General features: G+C 64.5%; 13 protein-coding genes. 5 read left to right on the forward strand and 8 right to left on the reverse strand.

The features are described 5' to 3' along the window. Nucleotides 1-135: 135 nt before the first annotated feature. The gene (locus tag BLU88_RS13765; protein ID WP_092015038.1) at nucleotides 136-2,898 is read left to right on the forward strand and encodes a DNA gyrase/topoisomerase IV subunit A; all 2,763 of its coding nucleotides are present in this window, start codon (nucleotides 136-138) and stop codon (nucleotides 2,896-2,898) included. A gap of 61 nt (nucleotides 2,899-2,959) precedes the next feature. Here the strand turns inward: BLU88_RS13765 and BLU88_RS18805 are convergent, their stop codons facing one another. Then, on the reverse strand, nucleotides 2,960-4,675 hold the full coding sequence (locus tag BLU88_RS18805) for an adenylate/guanylate cyclase domain-containing protein (protein ID WP_231939426.1): 1,716 nt from the start codon (nucleotides 4,673-4,675) through the stop codon (nucleotides 2,960-2,962). Then, on the reverse strand, nucleotides 4,675-5,547 hold the full coding sequence (locus tag BLU88_RS13775; RefSeq protein WP_092015041.1) for a biotin--[acetyl-CoA-carboxylase] ligase: 873 nt from the start codon (nucleotides 5,545-5,547) through the stop codon (nucleotides 4,675-4,677). The genes BLU88_RS18805 and BLU88_RS13775 overlap by 1 nt, the downstream gene beginning before the upstream one ends. A gap of 67 nt (nucleotides 5,548-5,614) precedes the next feature. Here BLU88_RS13775 and BLU88_RS13780 point away from each other — a divergent pair, with 67 nt between their 5' ends. Further along, on the forward strand, nucleotides 5,615-7,195 hold the full coding sequence (locus tag BLU88_RS13780; protein WP_092015043.1) for an acyl-CoA carboxylase subunit beta: 1,581 nt from the start codon (nucleotides 5,615-5,617) through the stop codon (nucleotides 7,193-7,195). Beyond that, nucleotides 7,192-7,566, forward strand: a complete 375-nt coding sequence (locus BLU88_RS13785) for a hypothetical protein (RefSeq protein ID WP_231939427.1) — start codon at nucleotides 7,192-7,194, stop codon at nucleotides 7,564-7,566. Before BLU88_RS13780 ends, BLU88_RS13785 begins: the two co-directional genes overlap by 4 nt. A 35-nt stretch (nucleotides 7,567-7,601) precedes the next feature. Here the strand turns inward: BLU88_RS13785 and BLU88_RS13790 are convergent, their stop codons facing one another. The 3 genes from BLU88_RS13790 to BLU88_RS13800 form a co-directional block, all read right to left on the reverse strand. After that, entirely contained in the window at nucleotides 7,602-8,297 is a 696-nt protein-coding gene (locus tag BLU88_RS13790; RefSeq protein WP_092015046.1) for a TetR/AcrR family transcriptional regulator, read from the reverse strand. Between the two features lie 60 nt (nucleotides 8,298-8,357). Beyond that, the gene (locus BLU88_RS13795; protein WP_092015049.1) at nucleotides 8,358-9,155 is read right to left on the reverse strand and encodes a carbon-nitrogen hydrolase family protein; all 798 of its coding nucleotides are present in this window, start codon (nucleotides 9,153-9,155) and stop codon (nucleotides 8,358-8,360) included. A gap of 122 nt (nucleotides 9,156-9,277) precedes the next feature. Continuing rightward, a complete protein-coding gene (locus BLU88_RS13800; protein ID WP_092015052.1) occupies nucleotides 9,278-10,474 on the reverse strand; it encodes an MFS transporter in 1,197 nt (398 codons plus the stop codon). A gap of 118 nt (nucleotides 10,475-10,592) precedes the next feature. Between BLU88_RS13800 and BLU88_RS13805 the strand changes: the two genes are divergently transcribed. Both BLU88_RS13805 and BLU88_RS13810 read left to right on the forward strand, forming a co-directional pair. Beyond that, entirely contained in the window at nucleotides 10,593-12,266 is a 1,674-nt protein-coding gene (locus BLU88_RS13805) for a DUF885 domain-containing protein (protein WP_092017499.1), read from the forward strand. A gap of 13 nt (nucleotides 12,267-12,279) precedes the next feature. Beyond that, entirely contained in the window at nucleotides 12,280-13,038 is a 759-nt protein-coding gene (locus BLU88_RS13810; RefSeq protein ID WP_092017501.1) for a GntR family transcriptional regulator, read from the forward strand. Here the strand turns inward: BLU88_RS13810 and BLU88_RS13815 are convergent. The 3 genes from BLU88_RS13815 to BLU88_RS13825 all read right to left on the reverse strand — a co-directional run bounded on the left by BLU88_RS13815 (nucleotide 12,963) and on the right by BLU88_RS13825 (nucleotide 17,131). Beyond that, a complete protein-coding gene (locus BLU88_RS13815; protein ID WP_092015055.1) occupies nucleotides 12,963-13,754 on the reverse strand; it encodes an aspartate/glutamate racemase family protein in 792 nt (263 codons plus the stop codon). The two genes, BLU88_RS13810 and BLU88_RS13815, sit on opposite strands and share 76 nt — an antisense overlap. 13 nt (nucleotides 13,755-13,767) lie before the next feature. Continuing rightward, nucleotides 13,768-15,285 (reverse strand): NCS1 family nucleobase:cation symporter-1, encoded by a 1,518-nt coding sequence (locus BLU88_RS13820; protein WP_092015058.1) that lies wholly within the window; start codon nucleotides 15,283-15,285, stop codon nucleotides 13,768-13,770. 355 nt (nucleotides 15,286-15,640) lie between these two features. Then, nucleotides 15,641-17,131 (reverse strand): MFS transporter, encoded by a 1,491-nt coding sequence (locus BLU88_RS13825; protein ID WP_231939428.1) that lies wholly within the window; start codon nucleotides 17,129-17,131, stop codon nucleotides 15,641-15,643. Between the last annotated feature and the right edge of the window lie 75 nt (nucleotides 17,132-17,206).

Consider the following 17,206-nt stretch of genomic DNA (forward strand, 5'->3'; position numbering starts at 1 on the left):
CCCCTCCGGGAACGCTCGATTGAGCCGGAGAACGCAAATCGAACGCTAGAATCGACGGGTGCCCTCCCCCACTGAGGTCAGGCCTCGGCGCGGGCGGGTGTTCGAATCGAACAGTTCGTGCGTCAAAGGAGTACCATGCCCGAAGGCAGAGTCATCGAAGTCGACGTCTCCTCAGAGATGGAGAGTTCGTTCCTCGAATATGCGGTCTCGGTCATCCACTCCCGCGCCCTGCCTGATGCCAGGGACGGTCTCAAACCCGTCCAGCGTCGCATCGTCTACCAGATGGGCGACATGGGCCTGCGCCCCGAGCGCGGTCATGTGAAGTCCTCCCGAATCGTCGGCGATGTCATGGGCAAGCTCCACCCGCACGGAGACACTGCGATCTACGACGCCCTCGTTCGCCTCAGCCAGGGTTTCATCATGCGTGTGCCCCTGGTCGACGGCCACGGCAACTTCGGCTCGCTCGACGACGGTCCCGCTGCCCCTCGCTACACCGAGGCTCGGCTGACGACCGCGGCGATGCAGATGATCGCTGGGCTCGACGAAGACGTCGTCGACTTCGTGCCGAACTACGACAACACGCTGACCCAGCCCGAGGTTCTGCCCAGCGCCTTCCCGAACCTGCTCATCAACGGCGCCTCAGGCATCGCCGTGGGCATGGCCACGAATATGGCCCCGCACAATCCAGGTGAAGTCATTGCCGCGTGCGCCCACCTCATCCGCAATCCGGAAGCCGGGCTCTCAGAGCTCATGCGCTTCGTCCCCGGCCCGGATCTGCCCACCGGCGGGCGGATCATCGGCCTCGACGGAGTGCGTGAGGCCTATGAGACCGGTCGCGGCACGTTCCGCACCCGCGCCACCGTGTCCATCGAGAACATCAGTGCCCGCCGCAAGGGAATCGTCGTCACCGAACTGCCCTACCTCGTGGGACCGGAGAAAGTCGTGTCCAAGGTCAAGGACGCGGTCGGGGCGAAAAAGCTGACCGGAATCGCCTCGATCGATGACTATTCGGATCGCAAGAACGGCATGCGTCTGGTCATCGGCGTCAAGAACGGCTTCAACCCCGAGGCGGTGCTGGCCGAGCTGTACCGCCAGACTCCACTCGAGGAGTCGTTCAGCATCAACAACGTCTGCCTCGTCGAGGGGCAGCCGCGGACCCTGGGGCTGCGCGAGCTGCTCATGGTCTACCTCTCCCACCGCATCGACGTGGTGCGCCGGCGCACGGTCTTCCAGCTGCGCAAGGCCAAGGATCGGCTCCACCTCGTCGAAGGTCTGCTCATTGCGATCCTCGACATCGATGAGGTCATCCAACTCATCCGCTCCTCGGACGATGCGGCCGCGGCGCGGACCCGCCTCATGGACGTCTTCGAGCTCTCCGAGCTGCAGGCGACCTACATCCTCGATCTGCAGCTGCGTCGACTCACGAAGTTCTCCCGCCTCGAACTCGAGGCCGAGCGTGACGAGCTGAAGAAGAAGATCGACTACCTCGAATCACTGCTGGCCGATGAGGCGAAGCTGCGGGAGCTCGTCGCCTCCGAACTCGAATCCACTGCCGAGATCATCGGCTCACCGAGGCGCACCGTCCTCATCGAAGGGTCGATGAAGGAGCTGTCGGCCAAGGGCAAGAAGGCTCCGGCGAACCTCAGAATCGCCGACTCCCCCTGCCGGGTGCTGCTGTCGACGTCGGGACGCATTGCGCGCACCTCGGATGTCGCTGCGCTGGCCCGCGAGGGTCGACGTTCCAGCCATGATGCGCTGGTCTCGGAGATCGTCACCACCACTCAGGGCAAGGTCGGTGCCATCACCACCACCGGCCGCCTGCACATGGTCGATGTCGTCGATCTGCCTGCCCTGCCGCCGGCTGCGGCACGGCCCAATGTCGCCGGCGGTGTGAAGATCGCCGAATACACGGCCCTGGAGAAGAACGAGAAGATCATCGGGCTGGTCGACCTGGACCGCGAATTCGTCCTCGGCACCGCCGACGGCGTCGTCAAGAGGGTGTCGGTGGCCGGCCGGCCGAACAAGAACGAATGGGAGGCAATCACCCTCAAGGGCAAGGACTCCGTCGTCGGAGTCGCTCAGCTCGAGGACATCGACGATTCCCTCGCCGTGTTCGTGACCTCGAATGCCCAGCTGCTCGCATTCGACGCCTCTGGTCTGCGCGCGCAGGGATGGAACGCCTCCGGTGTGGCCGGAATCAAGGTCGCCGCCGAGGCGAAGGTGATCTTCTTCGGAATGACACCCAAGGCAGCGAAGACCGACGAGGACGGTGCCGCGGATGCCGAGCTCGGCAGCTTCGCAGTTGTCACGATCGCCAGCGGTGAGAACTTCTACGGTGCCCCGTCGTCCTCGATCAAGGTCAGCGAATTCTCCGAGTTCCCGACCAAGGGTCGAGCCACCTCGGGGGTGCGCGCCCACAAGTTCCTCAAGGGCGAGACCGAGCTGTCGCTGGCCTGGGTCGGCGACTCTCCGCAGGCCGCCGCCACCGCCGGCGGTGCACGCACGCTTCCGGCCGAACTGTCCCGTCGCGACGGAACGGGATCGCCGCTGGAGTCGAAGATCGATGTCATCGGCACCCTGCCCCGCCTCGGCGGCGCCGAATCCGCTGACCATTCCCAGACAGCCGTTGATGATTCTGCCGACGCTTCCGATGGCGCCGAGGCGACCGCGGATTCCGCGACCGGCACCGACACGAAGACGGCGAAGTCCGGGAAGAAGCGGTCGTCAGGCAAAGCAGCGCGGGGCCAGCAGGGGCTGGCGACGAATCTCGACGAGCTCAACCTCGACCTCGATGAGGCCAAGGATGAAATCGCGCGGTCGAAGTTCGACACCGAAAGTGCCGTGATCGTCTCACACGACGATGACGACGACGGAGACGACGACTCCGCTCTGTTCTGATCTCGACTCCGTCTGGTCTGACCTCTGCTCGGTCATCTCCCCGCGCAGTCGGTCGCCGGTCTCAGCTCTCGGTTTCGTCGTCGAGGTCCAGGCGCATCTGGGCCGCGGTGCCGCGCTTCATCTCACCGATGGAGGTCTCTCCGAGCCCGTGCAGCGAGATCGAATCGCGGGGTTCGAAGACGTAGTCGTCCGAGGCCGAGAGCACTCGTGCGGTCTCCTCGTCGGTGAAGATCGTTCCGGGATCGGCAACAGCCGTCAGGCGTGCGGCGAGATTGACGCTGGAGCCGAAGATATCGCCGAGGCGGGAGAGCACCCTGCCCCAGACGAAGCCGACTCGTGCCTGGGGCAGATCTTCGGCAGCGGTGACGCGTTCCATCAGCGTCATGGCGATCTCGGCTCCGGCCAGTGGGGTTGAGGCGGCGAAGAACACTTCATCTCCGACGGTCTTGATCACTCGTCCGCCGCCGGTGGCGACTATGTTGTAGGCCATGCCCTGGAACTCCTGGACCATGTCCGCCAGCTGCCTGGGCTCCATCTTCTGTGACAGTCGAGTGAAGGAGACGAGGTCGATGAATCCGACGGCGCGGGCCAACGGCATCGACGAGTCGTACCAGCCCTGCCTGTTGTCCATGGCCAGTCCGTCGGAGACGTTGACGTTGAGGCGCCCCATGACGTCGGCGAGGTTGCGCCGCCAGGAGTAGGTGAGCATCTTCTGCAGCGGGTCGATCATCTCTTCGACGACGGCCAGGGCGTCCCGGCGTGCTTCCGGATCGGTCAGTCCCTTCTCTTCTGTGAGGAACTCGACGAGGGTCTCCATCTGCCAGACGACGAGGCGGTCCGTCGTCTGTCCGATCGCCCGGGCCAGGGACAGTGCGGTGGTCTGGTCGATGAGTCCGTCGGCGACGGGTTTGGCCCAGATCCGCAGGGCGTGCGCATCGCTGACCGTGTAGGCCTTGTCCGTCGGCTTCGCCTGAGACATGCCGAGTGCCCGCCACATCTTCCGCGCCGAGACAGTGGAGATTCCACCGAGTTTCGCGGCCTCGCGTCGATCGAGGACGCGTTTTCCGTCGAGCAGGATCTCTTCGAGCCGTTCGGCAGCCGTGCGGGTCTCATAGATCGTGTCGTCGAAGTCGGGACCATCGTCGTCGAAAGCACCCTCGACGTCGTCTTCATCGATGATCGGCAGCGCTGTGGTGCGCGGATCCTCGCGCAGTCCGCTGAAGAAGTCCTCATCGACGTCGACGCCCGGTTCCGCATCGGCAGAGGCCGCGTCTGCAGAGGCTGTGTCTGCGGAGGATGTCTCCGGACCGGCCGTGACCTCGTCGGCGAGCTCGGCGCCGACCTCCCCGGCTTGGGGAGCGGAGCCGGTCAGACCGCCGACTGGTTCGTCGTCGCCTCCGGCCTCGTCAGACGGTTCGTCGGTTCTGGACTCGACGTCCTCATCGATGAACCTGTCCGCGGAACGGTCGTCCGCCTCGGCGCGGGACGAGCTCTCACCGCCCGGCTCGGGGACAATATTCGTCGAAGGGTCGGAATCGGACGGATCCTCCGAACCGGTCTGGGATTCGGCCTCGGCACTAGGTGCGGCAGCCGGCTGTGATTCGTGAGCTGTCTGGGCTGGTTCGTCGGCGGTCTGTGCTGATCCGTCGTCCGACTGTGATCCGTCGCCAGGTAACTGAGCGTGCCTGGAAGCGCCTTCGGAATCTCCGACCTCGGGTGTGCCCAGACTGTCCGGTTCGACGATGTCGAATCCGGCGGTGAAGTCCGAAACCGCCATCAGCGATCGCTCCTCTCCGGAACGGTCGGTGATGCGACGGGACGCAGATGATGGACATCTCCGGCGCTCAGCGACACCCGATCATCGATGATGAGGTCGGCTCCGGAGTCCAGCCCCGTGGCAGTGCCGATGATGTCGGTGCCGTCGGGCTTCTCGACACGAACCCTGGATCCGAGCGTCACCATATGTTCACGCACTCTCTGCGCTGTGCGGCTGTCGCGGAAATCTTCGTCTCCATAGTCGATCAGCTCTCCGTAGCAGGGGATCAATGTGCTCAGAATGGAGACTAGCAACGCTTCATGATCAATTTCTGAACCGTCGACTCCGGTTTCGATCGCCAGGGAGCTCGCGTCCTCTCGCGGCAGGTCCGCGGGCTCCAACCTGGTGTTCAGTCCCATCCCCAACACGATCTGCGCGCCGCCGGCGAAAGGTTCGACGCGTGCCAGGATTCCGCACAGCTTCTTTCCATCGGCGGTGAGCACATCGTTGGGCCATTTGATCGCGGCGGGCACCCCCGCCTCGGCGACGGCGAAATGCACGGCCTCACCGGCGATGAGCGGGATCCATCCCCACTGGGAGAATCCGGCCGGGGGTGTGAGCAGAATCGACCAGGTCAGCGACCGGCGGGCGGGCACCGTCCAGGTCCGGCCCAGGCGGCCGTGTCCGGCGTTCTGAAAATCCGTGCCGCGGATGGTGAACTCGGGAACGGGCGAACCGGAGACGGCGCCCTCCCGGACCGACCGCGCGAGTTCGTCATTCGTCGACGCGCAGCTATCGTCCCAGATCAGCGGCGGGAGCGTGAGACCACGATCCGCAATGGTGCGGCGCACTGAGTCCACGTCGACGAGAAGAGAATTGTGTTGGCTGTTCACCAGTCCACTCTAGATTCTTTTGGTGAGAGTGCACAACGAAGTCTCACGTCATCGTTATTGTGGAGACATGACGGATACTCCACGGACCACAGCCGAGCGCATCGACGCTTTCACCCAGCGCCGAGAAGCCGCCCACACGGGCAATCAGCGCTCGGTGGACAATCAGCACAAGCGCGGCAAGCAGACCGCCCGTGAACGCATCGACGCTCTCCTCGACACCGACTCCTTCCAGGAGATCGACGAATTCGCCCGCCACCACAACCACCAGTTCGGGATGCAGGACAACCGCCCCGACGGTGACGGAGTCGTCTGCGGTCTGGGCACGATCGAAGGCAAGACCGTCGCGGTCTTCGCCCATGACTTCACCGTCCTCGGCGGATCCTTGGCCGAAGCGAACGGACGCAAGATCGTCAAGGTGCAGAAGCTCGCACTCAAGCTCGGCTGCCCGATCATCGGCATCAACGACTCCGGCGGCGCCCGGATCCAGGAAGGTGTCGGATCGATCGCGCTCTTCGCCGAGATCTTCCGCCTCAACGTCGCCTCATCCGGTGTGATCCCGCAGATCTCGCTGATCATGGGCCCCTCGGCCGGAGGTGCCGTGTACTCTCCCGCGCTGACCGATGTCACGATCATGGTCGATCAGATCAGCCACATGTACATCACCGGCCCCGACGTCATCAAGACCGTCACCGGCGAATCGGTCGGCCATGAGGAGCTCGGCGGCGGACGCACGAACAACACCGTGTCCGGGAACGCCCACTACCTGGCCGCCGATGAGGACGATGCGCTCAACTATGTGCGCGATCTGCTCTCGTTCCTTCCGCAGAACAACCTCGACCCGGCCGATGCCGATGAGTTCGAGTCCGATCTGTCGGTGACTCCCGAGGATGAGGCGCTGGATACTCTCATGCCGGATTCGCCGTCGCAGCCCTACGACATCCTCGATGTCGTCACCACGGTCGTCGACGACGGCGACTTCCTGCAGGTCTCGGAGCTCTTCGCTCCGAACGTCGTCACCGGCTTCGGCCGCGTGGAGGGCGTGAGCGTCGGCATCATCGCCAACCAGCCCATGCAGCTGGCCGGCACTCTCGACATCGATGCCTCGGAGAAGGCCGCACGCTTCGTGCGCCTCTGCGATGCCTTCAATCTGCCGATCCTCACCTTCGTCGATGTGCCCGGGTTCCTGCCGGGCACCGATCAGGAGTACGGCGGCATCATCCGCCGCGGCGCCAAGCTCATCTACGCCTACGGTGAGGCCACCGTTCCGCTCGTCACTCTCATCACCCGCAAGGCCTACGGCGGCGCATACTGTGTGATGGGTTCGAAGCAGCTCGGTGCCGATATCAACCTCGCATGGCCGAGCGCGCAGATCGCGGTCATGGGCGCCCAGGGTGCGGCGAACATCGTCTACCGTCGCAAGCTCAAAGCCGTCGAAGAGGCCGGTGAGGACGTCGAGGCCGCACGTGCCGAACTCATCCAGGACTACGAGGATGCGCTGCTCAACCCGTACCTGGCCGCCGAAGAGGGCTATATCGACGCCGTCATCAAACCGAGCGAGACCCGCAGCCGGATCGTGCGCTCCCTGCGTGCGCTGAAGAACAAGCACGTCGACGCGCCCGCGCGCAAGCACGGTAACATCCCCCTATGAGGGATGATCTTCAGACCGACGCCGAGGCGAACCTGCCCGGCGAATTCGACGCCGAGGCGACCGCCCCCGGTGAGGATACCCGCACCGAGGCGGCCCCGACGGCGGACGAGGCGCTGCGGGTGCCGTCGGTGGAGGGTCGGTCACAGGTACGTGCCGATGACGGCGAACCGATCAGTGACGAGATGGCCAGCGCAGCGGCTGTGGCCGCGGTCGTGGCGATCCGTCAGGTGGCTATCGCCTACGCGGCCCAGCAGGCCAGCGCGGAGGCCGAATCCGAGACCCGCAAGGGCGATCGGGCCGGCTTCCGGGCTCCACGCCGCAATGTGCGCAGGCGTCTCCTCCAGACCTGGGACCAGCACCTGGGCCGCTGACGACTCAGCTGACGATCCTCAGCTAAGTCGTCAGCTCAGTCGTTCTCCTCGCGGAAGAGCGCGCGCAGTTCGTCGAAGAGCTTGTCGATCACGGGGCTCGGATCGCCGTCGACCTGCCGCATCCGGGTGAAAGTCGCCTTGAGCACCATCATCGCCAGGGCCGCAACGGCTTCGGCACGTGGCGAGATTTCGATGTCGTCGTCGGCGGGGTCACCGGAATGCGCCCCTGTGATATCCACCGGCGCCGAGACGGTCCCGTCGAGTCGACGTTGGATGATCTGCCGGAAGAGCCGTTCGTTGTTGCCCATACGCGCCATCTGCAGCGGAAGAAGCGACGGGTCTTGTTTGAGCATCAGATGGTACTGGTGCATATCGTCGCGTTTATTCAATCGAGTGGCGACGATGAAGGCGAGCAGATGTTCGAGGTCGGCGACGAGGCGTCCATGGGGTCCCCCGGCTTCGAACTCCGCGATAGCCGGTTGGTCCTCTTCGTCGAAGACGGTGTCCGCGCGACCGAGCAGCGCTTCTTCCTTCGATGAGTAGTAGTTGAAGAACGTCCGCCTCGAGACTCCGCAGCGTTCACAGATGTCTTCGACGGTGACGTTGTGATAGCCCTTCTCCAGGGCCAGGTCGATGGCGGCACGGCGCAGAGCCTGACCGCGCTCGCGCTTCTTGCGTTCGCGCAGTCCTTCGACTCGCGGTGACGCTTGGACCTCTGAACTGGAACTCATGGGAACAGTATTGCAGTCGGTGCATTTTGATCGGAAATGCGCCGAGCGCCCGATCCGAGGTCAGTATCCGAGTTTGGCGTTCGTGAGCACCGGAACCGTTTCCGCAGCGGAGTCGGCGGCAACGAGGTCGACCTCGACGAACTCGAGTCGTTCGGTACCGTCAAGCGAGTTCAGCACCTTCCCCAGCGGGTCGGAGACGAGACTGTGACCGACTCCGGTCGGCCCCTTCTTCGGAACGGGGACCCCAGTGACTTCGGGATCGGCTTGGCCGAGGGCGGCTATGAACATGTTCGAGTCCAGGGCCCGGGCTCGGGCGAGGATCTCCCACTGTTCGGCCTTGCGCGGTCCCGCACCCCACGAGGCCGCCACAACGGTCAAACGTGCGCCCCGGCGGCTGAGTTCGGCGAAGAGCTTCGGGAACCGGATGTCGTAGCACAGGGCCAGTCCGATGTCCTCGTCGTCGACGGTGAAGAGACCCGGCTCCTCCCCTGCTTCGACGGTGTCGGATTCCTTGAATCCGAAGGCGTCGTAGAGGTGGATCTTCGCGTAGTCGCTGCGTTCACCAGAAGGATAATAGACGGCGAGCAGGTTGATGACCTTATCCGCTGTGGTCGCGAATTCGCCGACGACGACGGTGATTCCGGTCTCGACGGCCAGCTCGCTCAGCGCTTTCCGCCACGACTCCGTGTGCACTTCGGCGATCGTGCGCAGTCCGGATCCGAACGCCGACATCGTGGCTTCGGGGAAGACGACGAACCGGGCTCCTGCCGCAGCCGCCTCGCGGGTATAAGTGCGGACCTTCTCGAGGTTGTCGGCCACCTCGGTGGTGGTGTTGATCTGAGCGAGCGCGAACTTCATTCTCATCCTCCGGTCGTTTCCCTCAAGGCTATCGTGCTCACCCCCTCCAAGCACTACCTGACGGCGGCTCAGCAACCTCGCGCCAGGTATCTGGGCCGCCGTCGGGTAGCAATAGGGGTGGATCAGGTGAGGTATTCGCGGCCCGGGCGACCGCCTCGGCGACGTCCGTGCACCCACACGTATACGCCGATGGCGACCACGACGAGTCCCGCGCAGGCCAGGAACATTCCGTTTCCGCCGGTGATTGGATAGAGGAAGCCGAGGACGACCGGGCCGATTCCGGACCCTGCGTCGAGGAGGAGGAAGAACGACGCGGTGGCGACGGGGACGCGGCTCATCGGCACGGATTTGACGGTGATGGCCTGCATGCACGGCATGAGGGAGCCGAACCCCAGGCCGATGAGCACTCCGGCCAGGACGATGCCCGTCATCGTCGGCCACAGAGCCAGCAGGACATTGCCGGCGATATCGGCGACGAAGACGGGGAAGATCACCGCATTGTCGCCGAGGGTGTCCTGCAGCCTTCCGACGAACAGGCGGGCGAACAGCGACGCCACGGCGAAGGCCACGAAGAACAGGGACGCGGCGGAGGCGACCCCGTGTTCGGCCGCATAGCCGGCGAGGAACACCAGCGCCGCAGCGTAGGCGATGCCGGCCAGGAGCATGACCGAGCCGATCCGCAGCCCATCCCGGTCGACGAGGGTGCCAAGTTTGAGGTGCCATTTCGTCCGCCGCTGATAGTCGCTGATCTCCTGCACCGGCAGACGCATGAGGAAACAGCAGATGAGGGCGAGGACGGACATGAACGCCGAGGCGACGAAGAGCATGACGTAGTCGAACTCACGGGGCAGGATGACCCCCAGATACGGTCCGAGCGCCGTCGACAGGGTCGTCGCGGTGCCGAAATATCCGGTGCCCTCGCCTCGGCGTGAGGCGGGGATGATGCTTTGGATGGCTGTCATGATCGCGGTGTTCCCGGCGCCGAAGGCGATTCCGTGGACGATCCGCAGCGTCAGCAGCAGGGTGAGCTCACCGGCGAAGATATAGGCTAGGGAGGCGAGCACGGACACCGCCATGGTGATGATGAGCAGCTTGCGCCGACCGATGAAGTCGAGATACTTGCCCGTGAGCACGCGAGCGACGACGGCACCGACGACGAACGAGGAGGAGGCGAAGCCCGCGGCGGCCTCACCGGCGGAGAACCGTGCCACCGCGTACCCGGCCATCGACGTCATGAGCAGGTAGAAGACCATCGACATCGTCAGGTTGAGTCCGATTCCGACGATGAAGTCCTTCGTCCACAGCTTCGCTCGTGCCACGGGAGATCGATCTCACTTTCTGCTGCCTGCGGGGAACAGTGACACATTAGCGGGTTTGCCGCGATTGCGCGGTCCGGTCCACCGCGGATGTGAATCGGCTCGCGATAGGGTGGTCATCATGACTGAAAAGAGAACCCCTACCGCCGTCGACACGGTCGCCGAAGACTACGTCGATGACATGCTCGCACTCTCCCCCTCCCTCGCCCTCTACCTCGGACTCGACGGTGCACAGGGCTTCGACGACTTCTCTCCGGCCGGACTCTCCGCCGTCAACGACGTCACCGATAGGACCCTGGCCCGCCTCGATGAGGTCGCCGACAGTTCCGACCTCGACGACGTCGACCTCGTGACCATCGATGCGATGCGTGATCGCCTCGGGGTTGACCGCGACTACTTCGCCGCCGGGATCAAGCACGCCAGCCTCAACGTCATCGAATCCCCGCTGCAGCAGGTCCGCGACGCCTTCGACCTCATGCCTACGGAGACCACGGCCGATTGGGAGACGATCTCGACGACTCTGGCCGCGGTGCCCGGATCGCTGGCCGGCTACCAGGAGTCCCTGACGATGGCGCGCGACAACGGCCGCGTCGCCGCCCGCATCCAGGTCGAAAAGGTCATCGAACAGGCCCGCGCCCTGGCCGAGCCCGGCAGCAATTTCGATCGGCTCGTCGCCGGAGCCGATGTTCCCGACGCCCTGCGTTCGGATCTCGATACCCACGCCGAGGCGGCTCGGCAGTCCGCAGCGGAACTGGCCGATTTCCTCGGCGAGCAGGTGCTGCCCGCGGCCGGAGACGACGAAGCCTGCGGTCGAGAAGCCTATGCTCTGTATTCCCGGGACTTCCTCGGCGCCGAGGTGGACTTCGATGAAACCTATGCCTGGGGTCTCGAGGAACTCGAGCGCATCGATGCCGAACAGCGTGAAGTGGCCGAGAAGATCATGCCCGGCGCCGATCTGTTCGAGGTCATGGACGCCCTGAACAACGACCCGCAGCGGACCCTGCACGGGACCGAAGCCCTGCGGACCTGGATGCAGGGAGTCGCCGATGAGGCGATCCGCGAACTCGGCAAGTCCCATTTCGATATTCCCGACCCCGTGCGCACGATCGAGTGCATGATCGCGCCTTCGTCCACCGGAGGCATCTACTACACGGGCCCGACCGATGATTTCTCCCGCCCCGGCCGCATGTGGTGGTCGGTGCCCGAAGGCGTCACAGATTTCGCCACCTGGCAGGAGAAGACCACCGTCTATCACGAGGGCGTTCCCGGACACCATCTGCAGATTGGTCAGGCCACTTATGTCTCCGAAACTCTGAACCGCTGGCGCCGCCTCATGTGCTGGGTGTCCGGCCACGGTGAGGGGTGGGCGCTGTACGCGGAGAAGCTCATGGCCGATCTCGGGTTCCTCGACGACCCCGGCGACTATCTGGGTATGCTCGATTCGCAGCGGCTGCGTGCCGCCCGCGTCGTCCTCGACATCGGCTTTCACCTCGGGCTGGAGGCTCCGGCGAGCCTCGGCGGAGGGATCTGGAACCGAGAGAAGGCCTGGCAGTTCCTCACCGACAATGTCGCCATGGACCGGTCGTTCCTCGCCTTCGAACTCGACCGCTACCTCGGCTGGCCCGGACAGGCGCCGAGCTACAAGATCGGTCAGCGTCTGTGGGAGCAGTACCGTGACGAGGCGAAGGCGGCGGCCGGAGCCGATTTCGATCTCAAGGACTTCCACACCCGGGCACTGGGACTCGGCTCGGTCGGGCTCGATACTCTGGGTCGCGCTATGAAGCGCTCACAGTGAGGTGAAGGACGAGATGAAGTCAACTGAAACTCCCCAGTCGGAGACCATGCGGGTCACTGAGGCGCTGCGCAATGAGATCATCGAGGGCCACCGGCGACCGGGTTCGCGGCTCGTCGAACGCAACCTCGCCACCGAACTCGGAGTCTCTCGAGTGCCCATCCGCGAGGCGCTGAAGAAGCTGGCGTCGGAGGGTCTGGTGACGAACCGGCCCAACACCTGGTCGACGGTCAGGGAGTTCTCCCCCAGCGATATCGCCGACCTCAATGAGGTGCGCACGGTCTTCGACGTCCTCTCCTTCGAACTCGCCGCACAACGCCATACCCGGGAGGGGCTGGCCCGGCTGGAAGCCACGATGCTCCGGGGGCGGGAACTCGCCGAGGCGGGAGACGTCGCCGGTGCCCACCGCTGTGCCGCGGAGTTCCATGCCATCGTCACCGAACTTTCGGGCAATGAACTCCTCGGTGAGATCGGTGCGCTGCTGGATTCACGCATGCGCTGGCAGCTGAGCCAGCATGATGACCTCGCGGTCGTCGCCACCGAGCATGCCGAGCTCTTCGACGCCATCGCCCGCCGGGATCAGGCGCTGGCAGGGTCACTGGCAGGCCGCCATCTGGGAACGAGTCAGGAACAGCACGACAAGCATTCGAAGCGGTTGGCCCAAGCCGAACCTGACCAGGCTCGGACAGTTCAGGCGACTCAGCCCGATCCGGCCGCCGGTCCCGCGGCGGTGGATGCCGATCCGGCCACAGAGGATTCGGCCGACACCGACTGACCGAGCGGCCAGCCGCTCAGCTTCTTCTCTCGTGCGGGAGCATAGGTGCGCACCTTCGACGTGCTCAGTCCCAATCCGATGAGGGATTCGGCCAAGCGCACGGCGGCCGCGACCCCGTCGACGACGGGAACGGAAGCGCGCCTCGTGATCGTCTCCCCGAGCTCCGCCATCCCACCGCAGCCGAGCACGATGACCTCGGCGCGGTCCCGGTCGACCGCCTCGGCGGCCTGATCGGTGATCGCCTCGATCGCGGCCTGCGGATCCTCCTCGAGTTCGAGCACGGCCATCCCCGATGCCCGCACGGACACGCAGTGGGAGTCGAGACCGGCCAGCAGGAGCCGATCCTCGATGAGCGGAACGGTCCTGTCCAGCGTGGTGACGACGGAGAAACGGCGGCCGAGGAACATCGCCAGGGCCGCCCCCGCCTCGGTGATGTCGATGACAGGCACATCGAGCATCTCCTGCAGACCTTCGCGGCCGTGTTCTCCGTACCCGGCTTGGATCACGGCATCGAATTCGCCGGGATACTTCATGACCGCGTCCATGACACCGAGCGCTGCGAGATGGCTTTCGACGTTGCCTTCGCAGGACTCGGCCCCGAATTCAGGGGTCAGACCGATGATCTCGGTGCCCGCCGAGGCAGCCTGCCGTGCTACTCGGGCGATGCCCTCTGTCATGGACTCGGTCGTGTTGACGTTGACGACGAGGATTCTCATAGTTCGGCTCCGATCAGTGGTGGGTCGGGACGGCGATCTCCTCACCGTCGACCTCACGGAAAGTGAAGTCGCGGCGAGCGATGACGAAGTAGATGAGCGCGGCGATCGCGGCGCCGGAGAACCAGGAGAACTCGCTGAAGCCGGAGAATGCCGGCACGAGAGCGAAGACGAGCGAGATCGCCGAGGCAGGGATGAACGCCCCGATCGCCCGCCAGTTGACTCCATGGTGGTAGAAGTACTCGCCGTCGCCGGCTTCGGTGTAGAGCTGGGGCACATTGACCTTGGTTTTGCGCACCACCCAGTAGTCGACCATGATCACGCCGAACAGGGGTCCGAGCAGGGCGCCGAGGCCACCAAGGAAGTAGACGATGACCACCGGTGAGTCGTACAGGTTCCAGGGCAGGATGACGAAGCCGATGACAGCGGAGATGATAGCGGCGCTGCGGAAGTTAAGGTGACGCGGGAACAGGTTCGTCAGCGCATAGGTCGGGGCGACGAAGTTGGCCATGAGGTTGACCGCGACGGTGAGCAGGAGCAGCGACAGGGAAGCCAGCAGGAGCAGGACCGGGCTGCCGATGGTTTGGACGATATCGGCCGGTGAGGTGATGACGGTGCCGTCGATCTTGTACTGAGCGCCGGCGAGCGAGATGACGACGAGTCCGAAGACGAGCATGTTGACCGGGATGCCCCAGAAGTTGCCGACGACGATCGATCCCCGCTTCTTCGCGGCCCGGGTGAAGTCGGAGAAGTTGAGGACGAAGGTACCGTAGATCGACACCCACAGCGCTCCTCCGCCGAGGATGTGCATCCACATCTCCCAGCCGCTGAGAGCATCGTCGGTCGACCAGGCGATGGAGAAGTCGACGCGGATGAGCATCCACACGGCCAGGGCGAGGAAGGTCACGAGAATGACCGGACCGGCGATGGCTTCGTAGCGCCGGATCATCTCCATGCCGTAGCTGACGATGATCACCTGGGCGATCCACAGCAGCGTGAAGGAGAACCAGCCGAGTCCGGAGAGTCCGAGGAATTCGGCATCGGCCCAGGACTGCAGTCCCGGGAACATCGTCAGCAGCATGACGTTGAGGACGCTCGAGGCCAAGTAGGTCTGAATGCCGAACCAGGCGATGGCGACGATTCCCCTCACCGAGGCGGCCAGCTGGGCCCCGTGGATGCCGAACGAGATCCGGCTCATCACCGGGTACGGCACTCCGGTCTTGTATCCCATGAATCCGGAGAGGGTGAGCAGGAAGAACAGCAGAGCTGCACCGACGAGGAGCGCCACGAGGATCTGCCACGCGCCGAGGCCGAGTGCGAAGAGTCCCAGCGCGAAACCGTAGTTGCCCAGAGAGTGCACATCGTTGGCCCACAGGGTGAAGACGCTGTAGGCCGTCCAGCTGCGCCCCTCCTTGCGGGCCGGTGCGAGGTCCGCGTTGTAGAAGCGCGGGCTGATGCGGTGGGCCGCCAACTGGTCGGGGCTGGGTCCCAGCCGTGTGGGCACGGGCACCTCCGCTGATTCGGTCTTCCTCATGCAGTCCACTCCTTGGATCCGGTCACTGCCCGACTGGGATACCAAAAAAGTAAACACAGCTCTGTGGCACCGATAATCTGACCAATTCAGAGTAACCCAGCTCACATGCCCCTGGCAATGAGCGAGCCGAAAGATTTCGCTGTTGCCTTTGCTGCCATGGCCCACTGCAGCTGGGTGCAGATCCGAAGCCGATCGCCGCGAGATCAACCCCGGCCATCCATTGGATGGAATACCATTTGAGTGGCGATGGCGTGTCCCGGCTGGTCATCGCAGGTGCCGCGGCCGGCGATCGACACGGACACCGGCACTGCTGGCGATCGGCTGTCGCCGTCTTCGGACTTCGCGGCCGACTGCTTCAGTCTTCGTGTTCGACGTCCTTGGCGGTTGGGTCCCATGCGACGATGCCGACGGCGATCGCACCGGCCAGGGGTGCGCAGGCGACGATCCAGAACACTCCTGTGCCCAGAGAGGCCGCAAGGATCGGGAACATGATGAGCGAGACGATCGAGAACGCGCGCAGAACGGACTGGTTGAATCCGATGCCGATTCCGCGCAGCCGAGTAGGGTACGACAGGGTCGCATAGTTCATGAGGTTCGCTCCCGGTCCCCCGGCCTGGGCGAAGACGAAGGCTGCGAGCATAGCTACGGCGACGAGGACGAGGGCTCCGTTCGGGATGCCGACGATGGCCAGCGTCCCCAGCGCCACGGCCTGGATGACGAATCCGAACAGGGTGATCTTCCTGGTCCCGAAGCGGTTGACGATGCTCATGCCCAGAAGTCCGCCGAGCGTGCCGAAGCCCAGGTTGATGACCAATGAGGCGATGATCGTGATCAGCGGACTCTGGTGGAAGAGCGTGGTGATGATGAGCGGTGTGCCATAGGCGACGGCGTTGTAGCCGAAGGTCGAGAACACCGAGACGCAGAGTGCGACGATGGTGCGCACCCGGTAGCGAGGGGAGAAGAGCTCGGCGAATCCGGCCCACCGGCCGCCCCTGACCGGGGCGGCCGACGAGTTCACCGTCTCGCGTTCCTTGGCGGGAGCGAGCTCGACATTGAGATTATGGTGACTGCGCATGACCTCGACGGCGCCGCGCAGATCGCCCTGGTTGGCCAGCCACTCGGGCGATTCGGCAAGATACCGACGGCGGACGAGGAGGACGATGAGGGCCGGCACCGCACCGAAGCCGACGACGATGCGCCACAGGATCGCATGCTGGTCATAGGGCAGGGCGATGAAGATGATGAGCACGATGACGTAGCCCATACCGGTGGCGAAGTACCAGGCCGGTGACCAGGCATTGACCCGCTGCGAGCGGTTGCCCTTGCCCTTGAGCTTCGAGAATTCGGCGAGGAAAGCCATCGCCACCGGCAGATCGAGTCCGACGCCGATGCCCATGACGAAGCGGAACGCGATGAGGACCCATTCGTTCGGTGACACGGCACAGCCGATGGCAGCCACGACGAAGAAGACCATGTCAGCCATGAAGAGTCGGTAGCGCCCGAACCGATCGACGAGGTAGCCGCCGAAGAGCGCACCGATGACGGCTCCGACCATGATCGAGGCGTTGACGAGCCCGGTCATGAATCCGGAGAGGCCGAATTGCTCCTGAATGGCGGTGATGCCGAAGGCCAGGGAAGAGAAGTCATAGGCATCCATGAAGATCCCCCCAAGGGCGAGGATGATCACTGCCGTCGTCTTCGTCCCCTGGGAGCCGAACTCGGCCAGGATCGAATGGATATCGGCCGCGGAGGAGACGATGCGCGGAGTCTGCATTGCCGTCTGCCCGTTCCGAACGGGCGCGGATGGGGTCTGTGCCGCGTTCACGGCGGGGTCTGTCGAAGTCACAGTCGACAAGTATGGTGTTCCGGCGGCCCGGCGCTGTCACCTGATGTCACAGTTCGTCACGAGCACCACAGCGGA

This window comes from Brevibacterium siliguriense, assembly GCF_900105315.1.
Lineage (GTDB): Bacteria > Actinomycetota > Actinomycetes > Actinomycetales > Brevibacteriaceae > Brevibacterium > Brevibacterium siliguriense.

Coding starts and splice junctions, on each gene's coding strand:
- BLU88_RS13765 (WP_092015038.1), top strand. CDS start 136: ATGCCCGAAGGCAGAGTCATCGAAGTCGACGTCTCCTCAGAGATGGAG.
- BLU88_RS18805 (WP_231939426.1), bottom strand. CDS start 4,675: ATGGCGGTTTCGGACTTCACCGCCGGATTCGACATCGTCGAACCGGAC.
- BLU88_RS13780 (WP_092015043.1), top strand. CDS start 5,615: ATGACGGATACTCCACGGACCACAGCCGAGCGCATCGACGCTTTCACC.
- BLU88_RS13785 (WP_231939427.1), top strand. CDS start 7,192: ATGAGGGATGATCTTCAGACCGACGCCGAGGCGAACCTGCCCGGCGAA.
- BLU88_RS13790 (WP_092015046.1), bottom strand. CDS start 8,297: ATGAGTTCCAGTTCAGAGGTCCAAGCGTCACCGCGAGTCGAAGGACTG.
- BLU88_RS13795 (WP_092015049.1), bottom strand. CDS start 9,155: ATGAAGTTCGCGCTCGCTCAGATCAACACCACCACCGAGGTGGCCGAC.
- BLU88_RS13805 (WP_092017499.1), top strand. CDS start 10,593: ATGACTGAAAAGAGAACCCCTACCGCCGTCGACACGGTCGCCGAAGAC.
- BLU88_RS13810 (WP_092017501.1), top strand. CDS start 12,280: ATGAAGTCAACTGAAACTCCCCAGTCGGAGACCATGCGGGTCACTGAG.
- BLU88_RS13815 (WP_092015055.1), bottom strand. CDS start 13,754: ATGAGAATCCTCGTCGTCAACGTCAACACGACCGAGTCCATGACAGAG.
- BLU88_RS13820 (WP_092015058.1), bottom strand. CDS start 15,285: ATGAGGAAGACCGAATCAGCGGAGGTGCCCGTGCCCACACGGCTGGGA.